This window comes from Burkholderia sp. Ed8 (assembly GCF_040761425.1).
In the GTDB taxonomy this organism is placed as follows: domain Bacteria; phylum Pseudomonadota; class Gammaproteobacteria; order Burkholderiales; family Burkholderiaceae; genus Burkholderia; species Burkholderia seminalis.
In genome coordinates, this window is record NZ_CP142885.1 from 2,130,786 (window position 1) to 2,149,177 (window position 18,392).

Below are 18,392 nucleotides of genomic sequence, written 5' to 3' on the forward strand. Positions count from 1 at the left end.
CGCGCATGACGGTCGGTTAGAATCGCGTGCAATCAAACAGAAAGCTTCCCTCCGAGGGCAATCGAGCGATGAAGCAGCACGACAAACACAACAAAGCCGATCGAACCGACCGCACCATCCGGCTGCTCTGGCGCATCGGCGCCGTCGCGGCGCTCGGCGGCGCAGCGGCGCTTTCGCTGCACGCGGGCGCGGCGCGCACGGTGAGCGTGTCGCCGCAAGGCACCGTCACCGAAGTCCGGCAGAGTGTCGTCAAGTTCGACGAACCGATGGTCGCGTTCGGCTCGGCCTCCGCGCCGAACCCCGCCCGCGTGACCTGTAACGACTCGACGGCCGCGCGCGGCCAGGGTCACTGGCTCGACGACAAGACCTGGGTTTACGACTTCGAAAACGACCTGCCGCCCGGCGTGCGCTGCTCGGTCGCGCTCAACGACACGCTGCGCTCGGTCGCCGGCAATGCAGCCAGCGGCCCGCGCCGCTTCACGTTCCAGACGGGCGGCCCGTTCCCGGTGTCGGTGCGCCCCGGCTCGCGGGAAATCGAGGAACACCAGGTTTTCGTGTTGAAGCTGAACGGCCCGGCCGAGCCGCGTTCGGCGCTCGCGAACATCTGGTGCGAAGCGGCGGGCATCGGCAACCGCATTCCGGTCACGGCCGCCGACGACGATACGCGCAACGCGCTGCTCGATCATTTCGGGTTCAAGAAGGAAGCCGCGCGCGTGCTGACGCTGTCGTGCTCGCAGGCGCTGCCGGCCAGCGCGAAGATGCAGCTCGTCTACGGCAAGGGCGTCGCGAGCCCGAGCGGCATCGCGAACGAAACCGAACGCCGCTTCGATTTCACCGTACGCGCGCCGTTCGCCGCGAGCTTCTCGTGCGAACGCGAGAACGCGAAGGCGCCCTGCACGCCGCTGCGCCCGCTCACGCTGTCGTTCAATGCGCCGATCTCGCGCAAGAACGCCGAAGCGATCAAGCTGCGCGGCCCCGACGGCGCGCTGAGCCCGACCTTCGCGGCCGACGACCACAGCGAGGAAGTGACGACCGTCACGTTCAACCCGCCGCTGCCCGCGCAGGCCGGCCTGACGATCGAACTGCCGTCGGGCCTGCGCGACGTGACCGACCGCTCGCTGTCCAACGCCGACCTGTTCCCGCTGGCGACACGCACCGCGCCGATGCCGCCGCTCGCGAAATTCTCGTCGGGCACGTTCGGGATCGTCGAGCGCTTCGCCGAACCCGACACGCCCGCGCTCGTGCCCGTCACGCTGCGCAACGTCGAGGCCGACCTGCATATCGCGGGCCTCAACGCGGGCGGCGCGCAATTCGCGAACCTGAAGGTCGAGAACGATACGGCGATCCGCCAGTGGATGCGCACCGTCGACCGCTTCGACAACTGGTCGATGACGGCCGGCTCGATCGACAGCCAGATTCCCGGCCTGCTCGACCGCAAGGGCCAGCACCCCGTCTACGTGCCGCTCGAAGCCGGCGAAAAACAGCCCGCGCCGAAGAATCGCCGCATCGACGTGCGCTCGCTGTCGCTGCTCGAGGGCGAGCCCGGCGCGCAAACGCTGACGCTGCCGCAGGCCGATCCGAAGGCGCTGCGCCCGTTCGAGGTGATCGGCGTGCCGATCGACAAGCCCGGCTTCTACGTGCTCGAACTCGCGTCGCCCGCGCTCGGCCGCTCGCTGCTCGCGAAGCCGTCGAGCATGTACGTGCGCACCACCGTGCTCGTGACGAACCTCGGCGTGCACCTCAAACAGGGCCGCGAGAACAATCTCGTCTGGGTCACGACGCTCGACAAGGGCAAGCCGGTGCCGAACGCGCAGATCCGCGTGTCGGACTGCAACGGCGACGAAATCGCGGCCGGCACGACCGACGCGCAGGGCCTGCTGAAGATCGACGGGCCGTTCGAGCCGAAGCGCGCATGCAGCTCGTCGGAGCAGCGCTTCGACGACTACTTCGTGTCGGCGCGCGTCAACGATCCGAAAACGGGCCCCGACATGGCGTTCGTCAGCTCGGGCTGGAACCGCGGGATCGAATCGTGGCGCTTCAACGTGCCGACCGACACCGACAGCGCGCCGACCGTGCGTGCGCATACGGTGTTCGACCGCACGCTGCTGCGCGCCGGTGAAACCGTGTCGATGAAGCATTTCATCCGCACCGAGACGCTGCAGAGTCTCGCGTTCCCGTCGCAAACCCCGACGCGTGTGACGATCCGCCATCTCGGCACGGGCCAGACGTACAAGCTGCCGCTCACGTGGGCGGCCGACCATAGCGCGGACACGCAGTTCACGCTGCCGGCCGCCGCGAAGCTCGGCGAATACAGTGTCGAACTCGAAGGCGGCCCGGAAGATGCACCGACCGCCACCTACTACAGCGGCAGCTTCCGCGTCGAGGCGTTTCGCCTGCCGGTGCTGAAAGGCTCGATCGGCGCGCGCGACGCGCAGAAGAGCCCGCTCGTCGCCGCGAAGGAGGCGCCGCTCGCGGTGCAGATCGACTACGTGTCGGGCGGCGGCGCATCGAACCTGCCCGTGCAGGTGTCGGCGCTGATGAAATGGGCATCGCCGCCGTTCGCCGATCGCTTCGAGGATTTCAGCTTCACGCCGTACCGTCCCGACTCGAGCGACGGCAACGCCGACGACGATTCGCAGGACGGCGACAACGCGTCCTCGTCGAACCACGATCCCGACGCGACGAAGCTGATCGCCGACAAGCTGCCGCTGACGCTCGACCGCAACGGCGCGGGCTCGGTCACGCTCAAGGGTCTGCCCGACGTCGACGCGCCGAAGCGCATCGCGCTGGAAGCGACGTTCGCCGATCCGAACGGCGAAGTGCAGACGATCCGCGGCGACACGATCCTGTGGCCGGCCGCGGTGGTGGCCGGCATCAAGGCCGGCCGCTGGGTGTCGGTCGGCCAGCGCGTGCCGGTGCAGGCACTGGCGGTCGATTTGCAGGGCAAGCCGCGCGCGTCCGTGCCGATCGAGATCAAGGGCGTCGCGCACATCACGACCTCGTCGCGCAAGCGGATGGTCGGCGGCTTCTATGCGTACGACAACAAGAGCGACACGCGCGAGCTCGGCGTGCTGTGCTCGGGCAAGACCGACGACAAGGGCCGCATGGCCTGCGACGCGACGCTCGAACAGGCCGGCAACGTGCAGTTGATCGCGGTCGCGAATGACGGCGACGGCCGCACGTCGAATGCGTCGACGTCGGTGTGGGTCACGCGCGAGGACGAACTCTGGTTCGGTGGCGACAACACCGACCGGATCGACGTGATCCCCGAGAAAACGTCGTACGAACCGGGCGAAACGGCCCGCTTCCAGGTGCGGATGCCGTTCCGCTATGCGACGGCGCTCGTCGCGGTCGAACGCGGCGGCGTGATGGAAACGCACATCGTCGAACTGAACGGCAAGAATCCGACCGTCGACCTGAAGGTCGGCGATTCGTGGGGGCCGAACGTGTACGTGTCGGTGCTCGCGCTGCGCGGCCGGATTCGCGAGGTGCCGTGGTATTCGTTCTTCACGTGGGGCTGGAAAGCGCCGGTCGAATGGGCGCGCGCGTTCTGGCGCGAAGGCCGCCACTATGAAGCGCCGACGGCGTTCGTCGACCTGTCGAAGCCCGCGTTCCGCTATGGTCTCGGCGAGATCAAGGTCGGCACGGGCGTCCATCGCCTCGGCGTGACCGTGACGACCGACGCGACGCGCTACACGGTGCGCGGCAAGGCGCAGGCGCACGTGAAGGTCACGCTGCCGAACGGCCAGCCTGCACCGGCCGGCACGCAGATCGCGGTCGCGGCCGTCGACGAGGCGCTGCTCGAACTGATGCCGAACAACAGCTGGGACCTGCTCGACGCGATGCTGCGCCGGCGCGCGTACGGCGTCGAGACGGCCACCGCGCAGATGGAGATCGTCGGCCGCCGCCACTTCGGCCGCAAGGCCGTGCCGGCCGGCGGCGGAGGCGGCAGCGCGCCGACGCGCGAGCTGTTCGACACGCTGCTGCTGTGGAATCCGCGCGTGACGCTCGATGCAAGCGGCAGCGCGACCGTCGAGGTGCCGCTGAACGACGCGCTCACGCGCTTCCGGATCGTCGCGATCGCGGCGGTCGGCCCCGACCGTTTCGGCACGGGCAGCACGTCGATCCGCAGTACGCAGGATCTGCAGCTGATCTCCGGCCTGCCGCCGCTCGTGCGCGAAGGCGACGCGTTCCGCGCGCAGGTCACGCTGCGCAACACGACCGACCGCGCGATGCAGGTCGTCGTGACGCCGCGCGTGACGGGTCTCGACGTTGCGCCGCAAACCGTGTCGCTCGCGGCCAATACGGCAACCGAGGTGGCCTGGACCATCACCGTGCCCGAGCAAGCGCTCGATGCGGCCGGTGCGCTGAACTGGCGCATCGAGGCGGCCGAGCAAGGCGGCAAGCGCGCGTCCGACGCGCTGGCGGTCGCGCAGAAGGTCGTGCCGGCCCTGCCGGTGACCGTGCAGCAGGCCACGCTCGCCCAGGTCGACGGCACGCTGACGGTGCCCGTGTCGGCCCCGGCCGGCGCCGTGAACAACGCGCAGGGTTCGCCGCGCGGCGGCATCGCCGTCTCGCTGCAGTCGAAGCTCGCCGACGGCCTGCCCGGCGTGCGGCGCTGGTTCGAGCGTTATCCGTACCGTTGCCTCGAACAACAAACGTCACGCGCGATCGGCCTGCGCGACCCGGCGCAATGGCAGGCGCTGATCGCCCGCATGCCGGTCTACCTCGACGGTGACGGGCTGGCGAGCTATTTCCCGCCGTCGTCCGACGATTCGCACCACGGCAGCCCGACGTTGTCGTCGTACCTGCTCGTGGTGTCGGACGAAGCCAGCCGCCTCGACCCGCGCTTCGCGCTGCCGGAAGACCTGCGCACGCAGCTCGAGGCCGGGCTTGCACGCTTCGTCGACGGCCGCATCGAGCGCAACGCGTGGGCGCCGCGCCAGGATCGCGACCTGCGCAAGCTCGCCGCGATCGAGGCGCTGTCGCGCTTCGGCGCCGCGCAGGGCCGCATGCTCGGCTCGATCGAGATCGCGCCGAACCAGTGGCCGACGTCGGCGGTGATCGACTATCACGCGATCCTGACGCGCGTGAAGGACATCCCGCAGCGCGACGAGAAACGCGCGCAGGTCGAACAGATCCTGCGGGCGCGCCTGACGTACCAGGGCACGCAGCTCGTGTTCTCGACCGCACGCGACGACGACCTGTGGTGGCTGATGACCAGCAACGAGACCAACGCCGCGCGTCTCGCGCTGGAATTCGCGGGCGACCCGGCATGGAAGGACGAGATGCCGCGGGTGACGGCCGGCCTGCTCGCGCTGCAGCGCCAGGGCGCATGGCAGACGACGACGTCGAACGCCCTCGGGCTGCTCGCGGTCGAGCGCTTCTCGCGCACCTACGAGAGCACGCCGGTCGCCGGCGCGACGAAGGTCGCGCTCGGCGGCGACGAGCGTTCGATCTCGTGGTCGCAGGCGCCGGCGCCTGCCGACGCACCGGTGTCGGCCACCGCCGCGACCCGCGCCGCCGCCGCGCGCAGCGTGATGCTGCCGTGGCCGCGTGCGTCGCAGGGGCCAGCCACGCTGTCCGTCACGCAGGACGGCACGGGCCGCCCGTGGGCGACGGTCGAGAGCCTCGCGGCCGTGCCGCTGCGTGCGCCGTTCGCGGCCGGCTACCGGATCACGAAGACCGTCACGCCCGTGTCGCCGGCCGTCAAGGGCGTGCTGACGCGCGGCGACGTCGTGCGCGTGCATCTCGACATCGATGCGCAGAGCGACATGACGTGGGTCGCCGTCAACGATCCGATCCCGGCCGGCGCGACGATCCTCGGCTCGGGCCTCGGCCGCGACTCCGAAGCGGCAACGCAGGGCGAGAAGACGCCGGACGGCGCATGGCCGGCATTCATCGAGCGCGATTTCGACGGCTACCGCGCGTACTACGACTATCTGCCGAAGGGCAAATTCTCGGTCGAGTACACGGTGCGGCTGAACAACGTCGGCACGTTCGGGCTGCCGCCGACGCGCGTCGAGGCGCTGTACGCGCCGTCCGTCCACGGCCTGTGGCCGAACCCGCCGATGACCGTGAAGGCGCCCGACGCGGGCAAGTAACGAGACCGTGATGATCGATCTGGCATGGCCGCGGCCGGCGCGTTTCGCCGGCCGCGTATTCGTCGCCGTCGTGCTGGCCGCGCCGCTGGTTGCACATGCGCTGCCCGGCTACGACGACGTGCGCCGCAACTGGCGCAGTTCCGACTGGGTGCTGCTCGCGCGCGACGGCACGCCGTTGCAGCGCACGCGCGTCGACCTCGCCGAACGGCGCGGCGACTGGGTATCGCTCGCGGATGTCTCGCCCGCGTTCCGCGAGGCGATCGTCGTGTCCGAGGACAAGCGCTTCTACGAACACAGCGGCGTCGACTGGCGCGGGATCGCCGGCGCCGCGTGGGGCAACCTGTGGAACGAGCGCACGCGCGGCGCGTCGACCGTCACGATGCAGCTCGCCGGGCTACTCAGCGATTCGCCGCGCCGCTCGGGCCAGCGTTCGCTGCCGCAAAAGGCCACGCAGGCGATGAACGCGCTGCTGCTCGAACGCGGCTGGCGCAAGGACCAGATTCTCGAGGCCTACCTGAACCTGGTGCCGTTCCGCGGCGAGACGGTCGGGCTCGGCGCGCTGTCGCAGGTGCTGTTCGGCAAGGCGCCGTCGGGCCTCGACGCGCGCGAGGCGGCGATCGCGGCTGCGCTCGTGCGTGCGCCGAACGCGGCGCCCGCGAAGATCGCCGAACGTGCGTGCCGGATCCTGCGCGACATGCACGCCGAACCGGCGTGCGCATCGCTCGACGGTTACGTGCAGCTCGTCGTTGCGCGCCCCGCCAGCGCCGTGCGCGATGACGGCGCCGCCCTCGCCCCGCACTTCGCGCGGCGCATCGCGGCCGAGGTCAAACCGGCGGCCGGCGCGCAGGTCCGCACGACGCTCGATGCGCCGCTGCAGCGCTTCGCGCGCGACACGCTGATGCGCGCGCTGACCGAACTCAATGCGCCCGCGCACCGGCGCAACGTGCAGGACGGCGCGGTCGTCGTGATCGACAACGCGACCGGCGAGATTCGTGCATGGGTCGGGTCGTCGGGCGCACTGTCGAGCGCGCGCGACGTCGATGCCGTGCTCGCGCCGCGCCAGGCCGGCTCGACGCTCAAGCCGTTCCTCTATGCGCAGGCGCTCGACGAGAAACGGCTGACGGCCGCGTCGCTGCTCGACGATGCGCCGATCAACCTCGCCGCCGGCGGCGGCCTGTACATTCCGCAGAACTACGACAAGGATTTCAAGGGCTGGGTGAGCGTGCGCAGCGCGCTCGGCGGCTCGCTGAACGTGCCGGCCGTGCGCACGCTCGTGCTCGTCACGCCGCACCGCTTCGCGCGCACGCTGACCGCGCTCGGCCTGCCGCTCGCGCAGGAAGGCGACTACTACGGCTTCAGCCTCGCACTCGGCAGCGCCGACGTCACGCTGCTCTCGCTGACCAACGCCTATCGCGCGCTTGCGAACGGCGGCGTCGCGCGCAAGGTCGTCGACCTGCCGGCCGCGGCACCGGCATCCGGCGCATCGACGCCCGCCGGGACGAATGACGGCACGCGCGTGTTCAGCGAGGCGGCCAGCTTCATCGTCACCGACATCCTGTCCGACAACAACGCGCGCGTGCGCACGTTCGGCTTCGACAACCCGCTCGCGACGCGCTTCTTCTCCGCCGTCAAGACCGGCACGAGCAAGGACATGCGCGACAACTGGACCGTCGGCTACACGTCGCGCTATACGGTCGGCGTGTGGGTCGGCAATGCGGACGGCTCGCCGATGTGGGACGTGTCGGGTGTCACGGGCGCGTCGCCCGTGTGGTCGGCCGTCGTCGGTTATCTGCACCGCGACCTGCCGAGCCGCGCGCCGCGCGCGCCGGCCGGCGTCGAGACGCGCCGCATCGCGTTCGAGCGCGACATCGAGCCTGCACGCAACGAGTGGTTCCTCGCCGGGACGGCGGTCGACACGATCCGGCTCGCGGCGCCCGTCGCGCCGGGCAAGGACGGCGCGCGCGCGCCGCTGACGATCGGCGCGCCGACCGACGGCACGATCTTCGCGATCGACCCGGACATTCCGCCGAGGAATCAGCGCATCTGGTTCGAGCGCTCGGCCGGGCGCGCGACGAAGTTCGCGTGGCGGCTCGACGACAAGGTGATCGGGCATGCCGACCGTATCGCATGGCTGCCGTGGCCGGGGCGGCACCGGCTCGAGCTCGTCGACGCACGCGGCAACGTCGCGGATGCGATCAGCTTCGAGGTGCGCGGCGCGTTCGCGAAAACGGCCGCGCGCAAGCCCTGAGCACGTGAACCGGCCAACCCCGGTGCAGAGGCATGTGCGTCGCTGTCGTCGCGACCGGGTCAAACGAGCCAGCAGCGCGCCGATCCGGGGCCTAGAATGAGAACAGCGCCGCCTTCCCGACGCGCACCGGTTGCCCCATTCTTCCGATCGTCCGCGACCATGAACATTCGCCACGAACGCTTCACCCGCCCCGCGCTGGGCGTCTTGTGCGTCGCAACGCTCGCCGCCCTCCAGGCGTGCAACGGCGATGCCTGCTTCGGCGTCGATGTCTGCTTCAACAACAATACGCAAACCGTCGCGCTGTCGGGTACGGCCGCGACGGGCGGCGCGCTCGCGAGCGCGCAGGTGACGGTCAGCTGCGCGGCCGGCTTGGCGACGACGCTGACGGACGGCGGCGGCAACTACCGCGTGACGCTCAACGCGACGCTGCCGTGCGTGATCACCGTGGCGTCGGGCGGCACGCGCCTTCATTCGCTCGCGTATGCAGGCGGCACCTTCAATACGACGCCCGAGACCGAGTTGATGCTGGTCTATCTCGCAGCCCAGCTCGGCACGAACACGGCCGGGCTGATCGGTCATTTCCAGGGCAGCCTGCACGATCAGCAGGTGATGAACGACCCAAACGCGGTCCAGGCCGCGCAATCGGCCGTCGTGTCGAACCTGCAGCAGCGCTATGCGGTCACGCTCGCGGCGCCGGCGTTCCTGACCACATCGTTCGTGGTCGGGCAACCGGGCGTCGACAGCGACCTCGTCGCACTGGCCAAGGCCGGCGCGATCGACTCGAACGGACAGCCGGATCCGGTTGCCGTTTCGCTGTTGCAGCAGGCCGGCGCCGCGCATCCGCTGTAACGGGCGCGACGGGAATCAGCCGTCAGGTGCCGGCTTCGCGCGCGTCGTCCGCCAGCAGCGCCCAGCGCTCGTGGTCGCGCCATTCGCCGCCGATGCGCAGATAGCGCGGCGAAAAGCCCTCTTTCGCGAAGCCGAGCCGCCGCACCAGCGCGATCGACGCGTGGTTGCCGGGCTGGATGTTCGCTTCGAGCCGATGCAGTCCCAGCTCGCCGAATGCGACGGCGATCGCCGCGCGCAGCGCATCCGTCATCAACCCCTTGCGGCTGAAATCCGCCATCCCGTAGTACGCGAGATACGCGCTCTGGAACACGCCGCCGACGATCTCGTTGAGGTTCACGACACCGACCACCGCGCCGGACGCCTGCTCGCGGGCGACGAGGCCGACGTTCGGCCCCGTCAGGCAGCGGGCGAACCATGGGTCGAAACCCGCCTGATCGACGAACGAGTCGACCCACGGCAGATGATGATTGCGGCTTGCGCGATTGGCGGCGATCAGGTCGGCGGCGTCGGATCGGGCGACGCGGTTCAGCAGGATTCGGCTCATGGGTCGGCCGGCCGCGCTTACGCGGCCTCCCCGCGCCCGCAAACGACCGGCGCGGCCTGTTGCTGCGACAGGTAGCGCAGCAGCTTCGTCACCATCCACACGACGATGAACGACAGCGCGACGAAGAACACCGCAAGCGGCGTCAGCACATGGATCGACACGAAGCCGGCCAGCCCCATCATCGCGGACGACACGAGCAGCAGCGCGCAGCCGAGGATCGCGCTCGTCAGCCCGGCGATATGCGGAAACAGCGAATTGCCCTTGGCCATCAGCGTCGGATACATCGCGCCCGCGCAGAAACCCATCACGAGCACCGGGGTCGCGAGCGTCCACACGCGCAGGCCGACGGTCAGCGCGAGCACCAGCATCGTGACCGATGCGCCGGCCATCACGCACGCGCCGATGCGCAGCCGTTGCTCGGCGCTCGGCAGCCCGCGCCCGTGAATCCGGTTCGACAGCCCGCCGAGGAAATACATCAAGCCGATCCCGAGCGCGAGATAACCGAAGAAGGTCGGCGGCTTGTGCAGCGTCGTCTGCACCATGAACGGCCCGACGATGTTGAACACGAGGAGGATGCTGTAGCACAGCCCCTGGGCGAGGAAGCAGCTCTGGAACACCGGGCTCGCCAGCACCTTGCCCGCGTTCGTCATCAGCGTGCGCGGCTCGAGATGCACCGGCTTCGGCAAGGTTTCGCGGTAGTGCCACAGCAGCGCCCACATCACCAGCGAGTAGACGAGCAGGAACACGAGGCACGCCCGCCAGCCGAACCATTCCTGCAGGTGCGCGCCGATCACCGGGGCGATGATCGGTGCGAGCCCCCACGCGATCGACATGTACGTGAACGCGTGCATCAGCGCCTGGCCCGAGAACGAATCGGTGATGATCGCCTTCGCCAGCAGGTTGGTGGTCGCGATCCCGAAGCCCTGCAGGCAGCGCGCCAGGATGAACGTCTCGAGGTTCGGCGCGCCGAGCGACAGCAGGCAGCCGATCGTGTAGATCACGAGCCCGAACGCGAGCACGCGCTTGCGCCCGTACGCGTCCGCGATCGGGCCGAAGATCAGCTGGCCGAGCGCATAGGCCGCCATGTAGCCGGACACGCTCGACTGGATCGCCTGCGGCGTGGTCGCGAACGAGCGCGCCATGTCCGGCAGCGCGGGCACGTAGATGTCGATCGCGAGCTGGCCGGCGGATGCGAACAGACAGATCAGGAACAGCAGGAAGCGCGGCGAATTCGACTCGCGCGCGGGAGTGAGCGTGGCGTTCATGACGACTGGGAAGGAGATCGGGCAGCGGTGCCGCACCGTCGATGTTCGAATGTCGAACAGGCGTGCGATCGTGGCGAATCCCGTATTGTGCCTGTTGTGACGCCAGGCGACCGGATTCCCCCTGGCGCGGGCGAGGTTGAATGCCGCGCGGCCCTTCCGGAAAGGCGCTGACCGGGGCGGCCGGCCGCGGTTTTAATGTTGATTTAAGCCGACGGCGGCATTGTCCCGGATGGCTCACTCCGTGAGCCGCACGTCATTGTTGATTCGATCAGTCTCGTTTGATGGAGATACGAAGATGCGATTCCGTTCGTACATGGCGGCGGGCGCGCTGGCACTGGTGCCCGTGCTCGCCTTGGCCGGCCAGGCCGGCGCGGCAGCCGCCGCCCAACCGATGTTCGTCGACGTCGACGGGCAGGCCGTGCCCGTGAAAGCCGAAACGCGCGTCGTCCAGACGGCCGTCGGCCCGATGAAGGTCAGCACGTGGAGCTGGCACGGCCCGCAAGGCGGCGCGAGCTTCGAGATGCAGACGTCGTCGTCGGGCGGCATGCCGCCTGCGGCAGCGTTGCGGCAGATGCAGGCCGCGCAGTACCGGATGCAGGCAGCCCAGGCGCAGATGGTCGCGATGCAGCAACAGATGCTGGCACTCCAGCACATCGCGCTCGCCAACGCGTTCGCCATGCCGATGCCGCAACCGGTCGGGTTCGCGATGCCGGCGTGGGCCGTGCCCCAACCGGTGCTCGTCATCGTGCCGGCGCGGCCTTCGGTGCCTTCGGCGGCGCCGTCGGCACCGGCCCGGCCGGCTGCGCGCGGGCCCGAAATCAAGGCCTGACGCGCGACGCCGGCGCACGAGCGACCGGGCTGCAAAGCAAAACCGCCGGCATGTGCCGGCGGTTTTTCATGTGCGGCGCCCGACGTGTCGCCAGAGGCGGCGCGCGCGCCGCCGCCCCGATCCTCCGGACTTTCCTCCGATTGACACACCTCCCCGCCTTCCCCCTATACTCCCCGGAGCGCCAATCAATTGTTGAACAATCAATTATGCGAATTGACGCCTGACCGGCCACCATAAAGGGTTACAGCCGGATCGACGCATCTGCCAACCTTTCCCGAGAGTACCGCGTCATGTCGAACTATCCCGCTGCCTACCAGGTCACCAAGGGCTCCGTCCTGAACGTCGACGAAGCCTTTTATTCCGCGATTGCCCGGCGCCAGGACGCGCGCGAACGGATTGCCTCGCACGTCGTGCCGATCCGCAGCGGCTTCGCTTGGACAGTGCCGGCCGGCCACGTATTCCGGATCGTCACGCTCGAGGGCCCGCAAGTCGCGGATTTCAACATCTGGAACCTGCACAATCCGCGCGAACGCATGTGGGCGTCGCGCACGCGCCAGTTGCAGGCCGCGCACGTGACGACGTTCGACCGGCTCTGGTCGACACTGCCGTATCTGCGCCCGATGGTCACGATCACCGACGACACGCTCGCCGGTTACGGCGTCGACGGCGACGGCGGCCGCGTGCACGACCTGCTCGGCACGCGCTGCGACCCGTACGTGAACAAGCTGCTGACCGGCGAGGATTTTCATTTCCACTGCCACTCGAACCTCGTGCGCGCGGTCGCGCCGTACGGGCTCACCGAATTCGACGTGCACGACGTGCTCAACGTGTTCCAGTGCACGGGCCTGAACGACGACGACAAGTACTTCATGAAGGCGTGCCCCGCGAAACCGGGCGACTACCTCGAATTCTTCGCCGAAATCGACGTGCTGTGCGCGATGTCCACCTGCCCCGGCGGCGATCTGTCGGTGCCGATGTGGGGGCCCGGCGCGCGCGATCCGATCGACGTGTGCCGGCCGCTCGGCGTCGAGGTGTACCGGCTCGCCCCGAGCCTGCTCGAAGGCTGGTCGTCGCCGTCCGTCGCGCCGTACCGCGGCCAGCACGGCATGCAGCAGCCGCAGGCCGACTGGCAGCACGGCGAAACGGCGTAACCCGAGCCGCAGCCCGTAGAATGGCGAAACGCCGCCGGCCGGCCACGCCGGCGGCGCACGATCAGGAGAGGAGCGAACGAACGGAATGGCAAGCGAAAAAGCGAGAGGACAGTCGGTCGCCGACCGGATCAGCCATCAACTGCGCGAGCACATCATCAGCGGCAAGCTGCCGCCCGGCACGGCGCTGATCGAGATGGACCTCGCCGCCGAATACGACACGTCGCGCAACTCGCTTCGCGAAGTCCTGCATCAGCTCGGCCGTGAAGGGCTCGTCACGTTCGTGCGGCACAAGGGCGTCGTCGTGCGCACGCTCAACCGCCAGGACGTGCGCGATCTCTATGTCGCGCGCCGAACGCTCGAACTGCATGCGCTGAACACGGCCGAACTCGCCCAGCCGGCGCTGCTCGAAAAGATGCAGACCGCCATTCGCGCGGCCGAGCGGGAACTCGACAAGGAAAACTGGCAAGCCGTCGGCACGCACAGCCTGCGGTTTCACCAGCACATCGTCGCGCTTCAGAAGTCGGCGCTGCTCGACGAATTCTTCCGGACCATCTCGGCGCAGTTGCGTCTCGTCTTCGCGGCCGATCCCGACGAGAAGCGCGTGCAAACGCCTGACTGGATCCAGCGCGAATACCAGATCTACGACCTGCTCACGCAGAACCGCCGCAGCGAGGCCGTTACCACGCTGGCGCGTTATCTCGACGATTCCGAACGGATGCTCGTCGAAGCGATCAAGCGCGGCCATCGCGACGCAGCCTGACGCCACGCACCGCACGATGCGGTGCGCAACGGCCCGACCGCACACGGGGTCAGGCTTGCCGTTCAGCCGGAAGCGCGTAGCTGCCGTCTTCCCGATGCGTCTCGAGCCCCGTCAGCGGCGGATTGAACACGCACACGAGATGCAGGTCGCCGCGCGTCGCACGCAGGATATGCGGATCGTTCAGATTCAGCGCATAGATCGTTCCGGGCGTGATCCGATGCACGGTGCCGGTCGCCGTGTCGACCACCTCGCCCTCCCCGGCCACGCAGTAGTTGGTCTCGAAGTGGTTCTTGTAATGCAGATGCAGTTCCGCGCCTTCATGCACGCGCGTTTCGTGGACGGAGTAGCCAACGCCGTCCTGCCTGACGATCATGCGCTTGCTGTCCCAGCCCGGGCCGCGCGCATGGCGTTCGGTATTGGCAATATCGGCCGATCTCACGACGATCATAAGTACCTCTGAATAGTGACGATGAAAGATGACAAGGCGATCCTTGCCGCGGGGAAACGCGTCATGCGAAACCGGTCAGCGTCCGTTCGACCGTGGTCGCGACATCGAAGAGCCATGCGTCTTCGCCGCGGCGCCCGGTGATCAGCAAGCCGACAGGCTGCCTGTTCCGCAGGTCGCCCGGCACACTGATGCTCGGCAGATCGAGCCGGTTGGCGAATTCGGTCAGCCTGAACGCCCGCGCATTCTGTGCGAGATACACGGCTTCGTCGGCCAGATCGGCCAGGCGCGGCGGCAGCATCGGCACCGTCGGCGTCAACACCGCATCCGCGTCGCCGAGTTCGGCGTGGTATGTATCGGCAAGCGCGGCGAGACGCAGCAAAGCCGCCGCGTAGTCGTGCGCGCGCACGTGCTCGCCCGCCGCGATGCGCGGCCCGACCAGCGGATCGTAGCGGTCCGCGGCCGTTGCGAGGCGCGCGCGATGCAGCATGAACGCCTCCGCGGCGATGATGCCGCCCGTGCGGGCGACGGCACCGGCCTCGGCCACGCAAGCGAGCCGCTTGCGCAGGATGCGCGCACCCTGCGCGGACAGCCGGGACAACCATCCGTCGAACGCGCGGCCGACCACGGGATCGAGGTCGTCGGTCGCAAATGGCTCGGGCACGATGAACGTGAAGTCGCGAATGGTTGCCGGCGCCGCCCGTTGCAGGCCGTGTCCGTGCAGCACCGCGTCCGCACGCCGGCACAGGCGGACCGTCGCGGCCAGCAAGCCCGGTACGTCGAAGCTGGTCGACAGAAGCTGCATGCCGCCGGTCGCATAGCGTCCGCGCGACGGCTTGAATCCGGTCACACCGCAGAATGCGGCTGGAATGCGCGCGGAACCGCTCGTATCGGAACCCAGCGACAGCTCGGCCGCGCCGAGCGCCAACGATACGGCCGCGCCCGAACTCGATCCGCCGGCGACCCGCTCGCGCCGTGCATCGAGTGGCGTCATCGGCGTGCCGTACGCGTGGTTCACGCCGAGCGCGCCATACGCGAACTCGGTCATCGCCGTCTGCGCCACCACGACGGCACCGGCACGGCGCAGCGCCGCTACCGGTGCGGCGTCGGCGCGCGCCGGCAGCGCGTCCGCCAGCACGCGCGAACCCGCATGCGTGACCCAGCCTTCGCAATCGAAACAGGCCTTCACCGCCAGTACGACCCCGGCCAGCGGCGCATCGGCCGTCCCGGCGCGCAACGACGCGTCCATTGCCCGCGCTTCGCGGGTCGCCGCGTCGTCACGACGCGCGAGCCATGCCGTTTCGATGTCGCCGGGATGCGCGTTCGCGCGTTCCAGACAGGCGAGCAGTCGCTCGGCACACGCATGATCGTGCATGTCGCTCAGCCGGAAAGCCGTCGGGTCCATTCCTGCTCCGATCCAGTGGTCCGTCATGCAAAGTGAACGTGCTTCAGAAAATCCTTCACGCGCGCGTCCGCGCTGCCGCGGATCCGCTCCGGCGGCACGTCGTACAGGATGCGTCCGTTCTCCATGAACACGATCCGATCGGAAACCTTGAACGCGAAATTCATTTCGTGGGTCACGATGACCATCGTCATCCCTTCTGCTGCCAGCGTCTCGACGACCTTCAACACTTCACCGACGAGTTCGGGATCGAGCGCCGATGTCGGCTCGTCGAACAACATGATCGACGGCCGTGTCGCGAGCGCACGCGCAATCGCGACACGCTGCTGCTGGCCACCCGACAACTGGTGCGGATACTTGTTCGCATGTTCGAGCATCCCGACCTTCGACAGCAGCGACAGTGCCTGCAGCCGGACCGCCGCCGTATCGGCCTGCCGGTGATAGCACGGCGCCATCGTCACGTTCTGCAGCGCGGTGCGATGCGGAAACAGGTTGAAGCCCTGGAACACCATGCCGATATCCAGGATGCGCGCGTCCGACACGCGCGGCGGATGCGAAGCGGACGCGCGGATGAACGATACGCCGTACAGGTCGATCTCGCCGGCACTCACCGGCGCGAGGCCGTTGATGGTACGGATCAGCGAGGTCTTGCCGGAGCCGGACGGGCCGATGATCGACACGACCTGCCCGGGCGCGACGTCGAGATGAATATCCTTCAGCACCTCGTGGCGGCCGTAGCGCTGCTGCACGCCTTTCACGCGCAGTGCGAATTCCGCGCTCGCCCGCGGTCTGGGCGCGACAGCAGGCACCGACAGCGGCAGTTCGAGATCCGCGTGGCCTGACTGCGCGGGCGTGCGGCGGCTGACGTCGAGGTGCCTCTCGAGATAACCCAGCAGCCGGCTGAACACCGTGACGATCAGCACGTAGTAGAACGCGACGGCCAGCATCGTTTCGAACACAAGGAAGTTCTGCGTGTAGAGCCGTTGTCCGACGAGCAGGATCTCGGCAAGCGATATCACGGACACCAGTGACGTGAGCTTGACGATCGTGATGAACTCGTTCGCGAGCGCGGGCAGCGCAATGCGGATCGCCTGCGGCATCACGATCAGCCGCTGGATGCCGGTAAAGCGGATCCCGAGCGCGCGCCCCGCCTCGATTTGCCCGGGCGGCACCGACAGAATCCCGCCGCGATGGATTTCCGCGAAATACGCGGTTTCGCTCAGCACCATCGCGATCAGGCCGGCCGTGAACGGATCGGACAGCACCACGCTGGTCGCGGGGAAGACCTGCGGGAGGTTGTAGATGAAGACCAGCAGCACGAGCAGCGGCAGGCTGCGGAAGAACCAGATGTACCCGGCCGCCGCGCGCTTCAGCAGCGGCCGGTGCGACTGCCTCGCGAGCGCCACCGGAAACCCGAGCAACACGCCGAGCCCCCACGTGGCGACACTGAGTTCGACGACCACGACGCACGCGCGCCAGAAATCCGTGTCCCGCAACAGTTGAAACGCATAGTGCCAATCGAACTGCATCGAAGACTCCTCAACCCCGAAGGGCGATGCGGCCGCACCGAGCGGCACGCGATGGTCGGGTCGTGCCTGCTTCGCGCTTATTTCGCGGCGCCCAGCGCCCCGGCAACGTCGGCCGGCGTGGGCTCCTGCAACCCGTATTTCTTCACGAGGCTGCCGTATTCGCCGCTGCGTTTCGCGTCGCTCAGCGCGCCTTCGAGCGCGCCCTGCAGGCCGCTGTCGCCCTTCGTCACGCCCAGGCCGATCACGATCGGATACAGCAGCGTCGTCGAGCTGATTTCGATGCGCTCGTTCGTCTGCTTCGTGATCCCCTGCGCCACGGCCGCATCCTCGATCTGGACGTCGACCGCCTTTGCCATCAGCGCGGACGTCGCTTCCGGCGACGTCGGGAACTCGAGGATCGCGATCTCGCCGCGACCGGCCGGCTTGCAGGTGTCCTGCGAGACCGCGCGCAGCTTCGGCGTCCAGGACGCGCCCTTGATCGAGCCGACCCGCTTGCCGCACAGGTCCTGCGGCGTCTTCGGCAGAAATGCGCTGCCTTTTGCGACGAGCAGCGACGCGCCCGTCTTCAGGTACGGCACGAAATCGACCTGCTTCACGCGATCGGGCGTCACATAGAGCGCGGACGCGACGACATCGAAGCGGCGCGCCTTCATCCCGAGGATGAGGTCCGGAAAGCGTGTATCGAGGAACACCGGCTCCAGTTGCAGGTGGTGCGCCAGCATCCGCGAGAACTCGGCGTCGAAGCCGGCGGGCTTGCCGGCATCCAGGTACGCGTACGGCGGATACGTGAGATCCGATCCCACCAGCAGCGTGCCGGGCCGCACCGTCTGCAGCGGCGACGCCGCTGCGAGCGAGCACGCGAAGGCCAGCGGCACAAGCGCGCCGCAGAGGAAACGTCGAAGCGGAAGACGAGCGGACATGGCGAAGCTCCTGGGTTATTCGGCTCCCGCGCTGAAACGCCACAACGCCTCCCGCACGCCGCCCTGCGCGGCTTTCCGGGATTTTTCGCCGAAGATTGTTGAACAATTTCGGCCGATTCTGACCAGTTCAAATTGAAATCTGAATTCGGGTTTACGCGGCACACGGCGTCGGCGGATACGCCACCGGCGTGCACGCACCGCCGGTCGCCCGGCGCATGGAACGGGTCATCAAAAAGGAGCAAGGAACTCGCACGGACGAGGCCCGGGACGGCGTCCGTCGAGATACGGCGCCGCGGGCACGATGCGTGTTGCGGGGATCAGGAGGCGGGTTTCGGCATCCGGCACG

At 68.5% G+C, this 18,392-nt stretch carries 13 protein-coding genes; 7 read left to right on the top strand and 6 right to left on the bottom strand.

What is annotated here, in order from left to right:
• Positions 1 to 68: 68 nt before the first annotated feature.
• The 3 genes from VXM69_RS09750 to VXM69_RS09760 all read left to right on the top strand — a co-directional run bounded on the left by VXM69_RS09750 (position 69) and on the right by VXM69_RS09760 (position 9,201).
• The gene (locus tag VXM69_RS09750) at positions 69 to 6,104 is read left to right on the top strand and encodes an alpha-2-macroglobulin (protein WP_367188503.1); all 6,036 of its coding nucleotides are present in this window, start codon (positions 69 to 71) and stop codon (positions 6,102 to 6,104) included.
• Between the two features lie 10 nt (positions 6,105 to 6,114).
• A complete protein-coding gene (gene pbpC, locus VXM69_RS09755) occupies positions 6,115 to 8,352 on the top strand; it encodes a penicillin-binding protein 1C (RefSeq protein WP_034187897.1) in 2,238 nt (745 codons plus the stop codon).
• A 159-nt stretch (positions 8,353 to 8,511) separates the two neighbouring features.
• Positions 8,512 to 9,201: a hypothetical protein gene (locus VXM69_RS09760; protein WP_301741008.1), complete on the top strand. Its 690-nt coding sequence runs from the start codon at positions 8,512 to 8,514 to the stop codon at positions 9,199 to 9,201.
• A 22-nt stretch (positions 9,202 to 9,223) separates the two neighbouring features.
• On the opposite strand, the gene VXM69_RS09765 is transcribed toward VXM69_RS09760, so the two are convergent.
• Together VXM69_RS09765 and VXM69_RS09770 are read right to left on the bottom strand one after the other, a co-directional pair.
• Complete coding sequence (locus tag VXM69_RS09765) at positions 9,224 to 9,745, bottom strand: GNAT family protein (protein ID WP_034187899.1); 522 nt, start codon at positions 9,743 to 9,745, stop codon at positions 9,224 to 9,226.
• A gap of 17 nt (positions 9,746 to 9,762) precedes the next feature.
• A complete protein-coding gene (locus VXM69_RS09770; protein ID WP_301741009.1) occupies positions 9,763 to 11,010 on the bottom strand; it encodes a multidrug effflux MFS transporter in 1,248 nt (415 codons plus the stop codon).
• Positions 11,011 to 11,305: 295 nt separating this feature from the next.
• Between VXM69_RS09770 and VXM69_RS09775 the strand changes: the two genes are divergently transcribed.
• The 3 genes from VXM69_RS09775 to VXM69_RS09785 all read left to right on the top strand — a co-directional run bounded on the left by VXM69_RS09775 (position 11,306) and on the right by VXM69_RS09785 (position 13,750).
• The gene (locus VXM69_RS09775; protein ID WP_049031138.1) at positions 11,306 to 11,839 is read left to right on the top strand and encodes a hypothetical protein; all 534 of its coding nucleotides are present in this window, start codon (positions 11,306 to 11,308) and stop codon (positions 11,837 to 11,839) included.
• A gap of 290 nt (positions 11,840 to 12,129) precedes the next feature.
• Complete coding sequence (locus VXM69_RS09780; RefSeq protein WP_124608809.1) at positions 12,130 to 12,990, top strand: DUF1989 domain-containing protein; 861 nt, start codon at positions 12,130 to 12,132, stop codon at positions 12,988 to 12,990.
• An 85-nt stretch (positions 12,991 to 13,075) separates the two neighbouring features.
• Positions 13,076 to 13,750, top strand: coding sequence for a GntR family transcriptional regulator (locus VXM69_RS09785; RefSeq protein WP_034187904.1), 675 nt, complete (start codon positions 13,076 to 13,078; stop codon positions 13,748 to 13,750).
• Positions 13,751 to 13,799: 49 nt separating this feature from the next.
• Here the strand turns inward: VXM69_RS09785 and VXM69_RS09790 are convergent, their stop codons facing one another.
• From VXM69_RS09790 to VXM69_RS09805, 4 genes are all read right to left on the bottom strand, one after another.
• Complete coding sequence (locus tag VXM69_RS09790; RefSeq protein WP_034187905.1) at positions 13,800 to 14,198, bottom strand: ectoine synthase; 399 nt, start codon at positions 14,196 to 14,198, stop codon at positions 13,800 to 13,802.
• A 61-nt stretch (positions 14,199 to 14,259) separates the two neighbouring features.
• Positions 14,260 to 15,600 (bottom strand): amidase family protein, encoded by a 1,341-nt coding sequence (locus VXM69_RS09795; protein ID WP_367188504.1) that lies wholly within the window; start codon positions 15,598 to 15,600, stop codon positions 14,260 to 14,262.
• Between the two features lie 23 nt (positions 15,601 to 15,623).
• The gene (locus VXM69_RS09800; RefSeq protein WP_226252237.1) at positions 15,624 to 17,126 is read right to left on the bottom strand and encodes an amino acid ABC transporter permease/ATP-binding protein; all 1,503 of its coding nucleotides are present in this window, start codon (positions 17,124 to 17,126) and stop codon (positions 15,624 to 15,626) included.
• A gap of 77 nt (positions 17,127 to 17,203) precedes the next feature.
• Entirely contained in the window at positions 17,204 to 18,046 is an 843-nt protein-coding gene (locus tag VXM69_RS09805; protein ID WP_367188505.1) for a transporter substrate-binding domain-containing protein, read from the bottom strand.
• Between VXM69_RS09805 and VXM69_RS09810 the strand changes: the two genes are divergently transcribed.
• Positions 18,045 to 18,182, top strand: coding sequence for a hypothetical protein (locus VXM69_RS09810; RefSeq protein WP_154233740.1), 138 nt, complete (start codon positions 18,045 to 18,047; stop codon positions 18,180 to 18,182). The two genes, VXM69_RS09805 and VXM69_RS09810, sit on opposite strands and share 2 nt — an antisense overlap.
• Positions 18,183 to 18,392: the final 210 nt, after the last annotated feature.

What these genes read in the sequence shown, in the direction of transcription:
- VXM69_RS09805 (WP_367188505.1), bottom strand. Translation starts at nt 18,046, where the DNA reads ATGTCCGCTCGTCTTCCGCTTCGACGTTTCCTCTGCGGCGCGCTTGTG.
- VXM69_RS09775 (WP_049031138.1), top strand. Translation starts at nt 11,306, where the DNA reads ATGCGATTCCGTTCGTACATGGCGGCGGGCGCGCTGGCACTGGTGCCC.
- VXM69_RS09765 (WP_034187899.1), bottom strand. Translation starts at nt 9,745, where the DNA reads ATGAGCCGAATCCTGCTGAACCGCGTCGCCCGATCCGACGCCGCCGAC.
- VXM69_RS09770 (WP_301741009.1), bottom strand. Translation starts at nt 11,010, where the DNA reads ATGAACGCCACGCTCACTCCCGCGCGCGAGTCGAATTCGCCGCGCTTC.
- VXM69_RS09785 (WP_034187904.1), top strand. Translation starts at nt 13,076, where the DNA reads ATGGCAAGCGAAAAAGCGAGAGGACAGTCGGTCGCCGACCGGATCAGC.
- VXM69_RS09795 (WP_367188504.1), bottom strand. Translation starts at nt 15,600, where the DNA reads ATGGACCCGACGGCTTTCCGGCTGAGCGACATGCACGATCATGCGTGT.
- VXM69_RS09780 (WP_124608809.1), top strand. Translation starts at nt 12,130, where the DNA reads ATGTCGAACTATCCCGCTGCCTACCAGGTCACCAAGGGCTCCGTCCTG.
- VXM69_RS09790 (WP_034187905.1), bottom strand. Translation starts at nt 14,198, where the DNA reads ATGATCGTCGTGAGATCGGCCGATATTGCCAATACCGAACGCCATGCG.
- VXM69_RS09800 (WP_226252237.1), bottom strand. Translation starts at nt 17,126, where the DNA reads ATGCAGTTCGATTGGCACTATGCGTTTCAACTGTTGCGGGACACGGAT.
- VXM69_RS09750 (WP_367188503.1), top strand. Translation starts at nt 69, where the DNA reads ATGAAGCAGCACGACAAACACAACAAAGCCGATCGAACCGACCGCACC.
- VXM69_RS09760 (WP_301741008.1), top strand. Translation starts at nt 8,512, where the DNA reads ATGAACATTCGCCACGAACGCTTCACCCGCCCCGCGCTGGGCGTCTTG.
- VXM69_RS09810 (WP_154233740.1), top strand. Translation starts at nt 18,045, where the DNA reads ATGGCGAAGCTCCTGGGTTATTCGGCTCCCGCGCTGAAACGCCACAAC.
- pbpC (WP_034187897.1), top strand. Translation starts at nt 6,115, where the DNA reads ATGATCGATCTGGCATGGCCGCGGCCGGCGCGTTTCGCCGGCCGCGTA.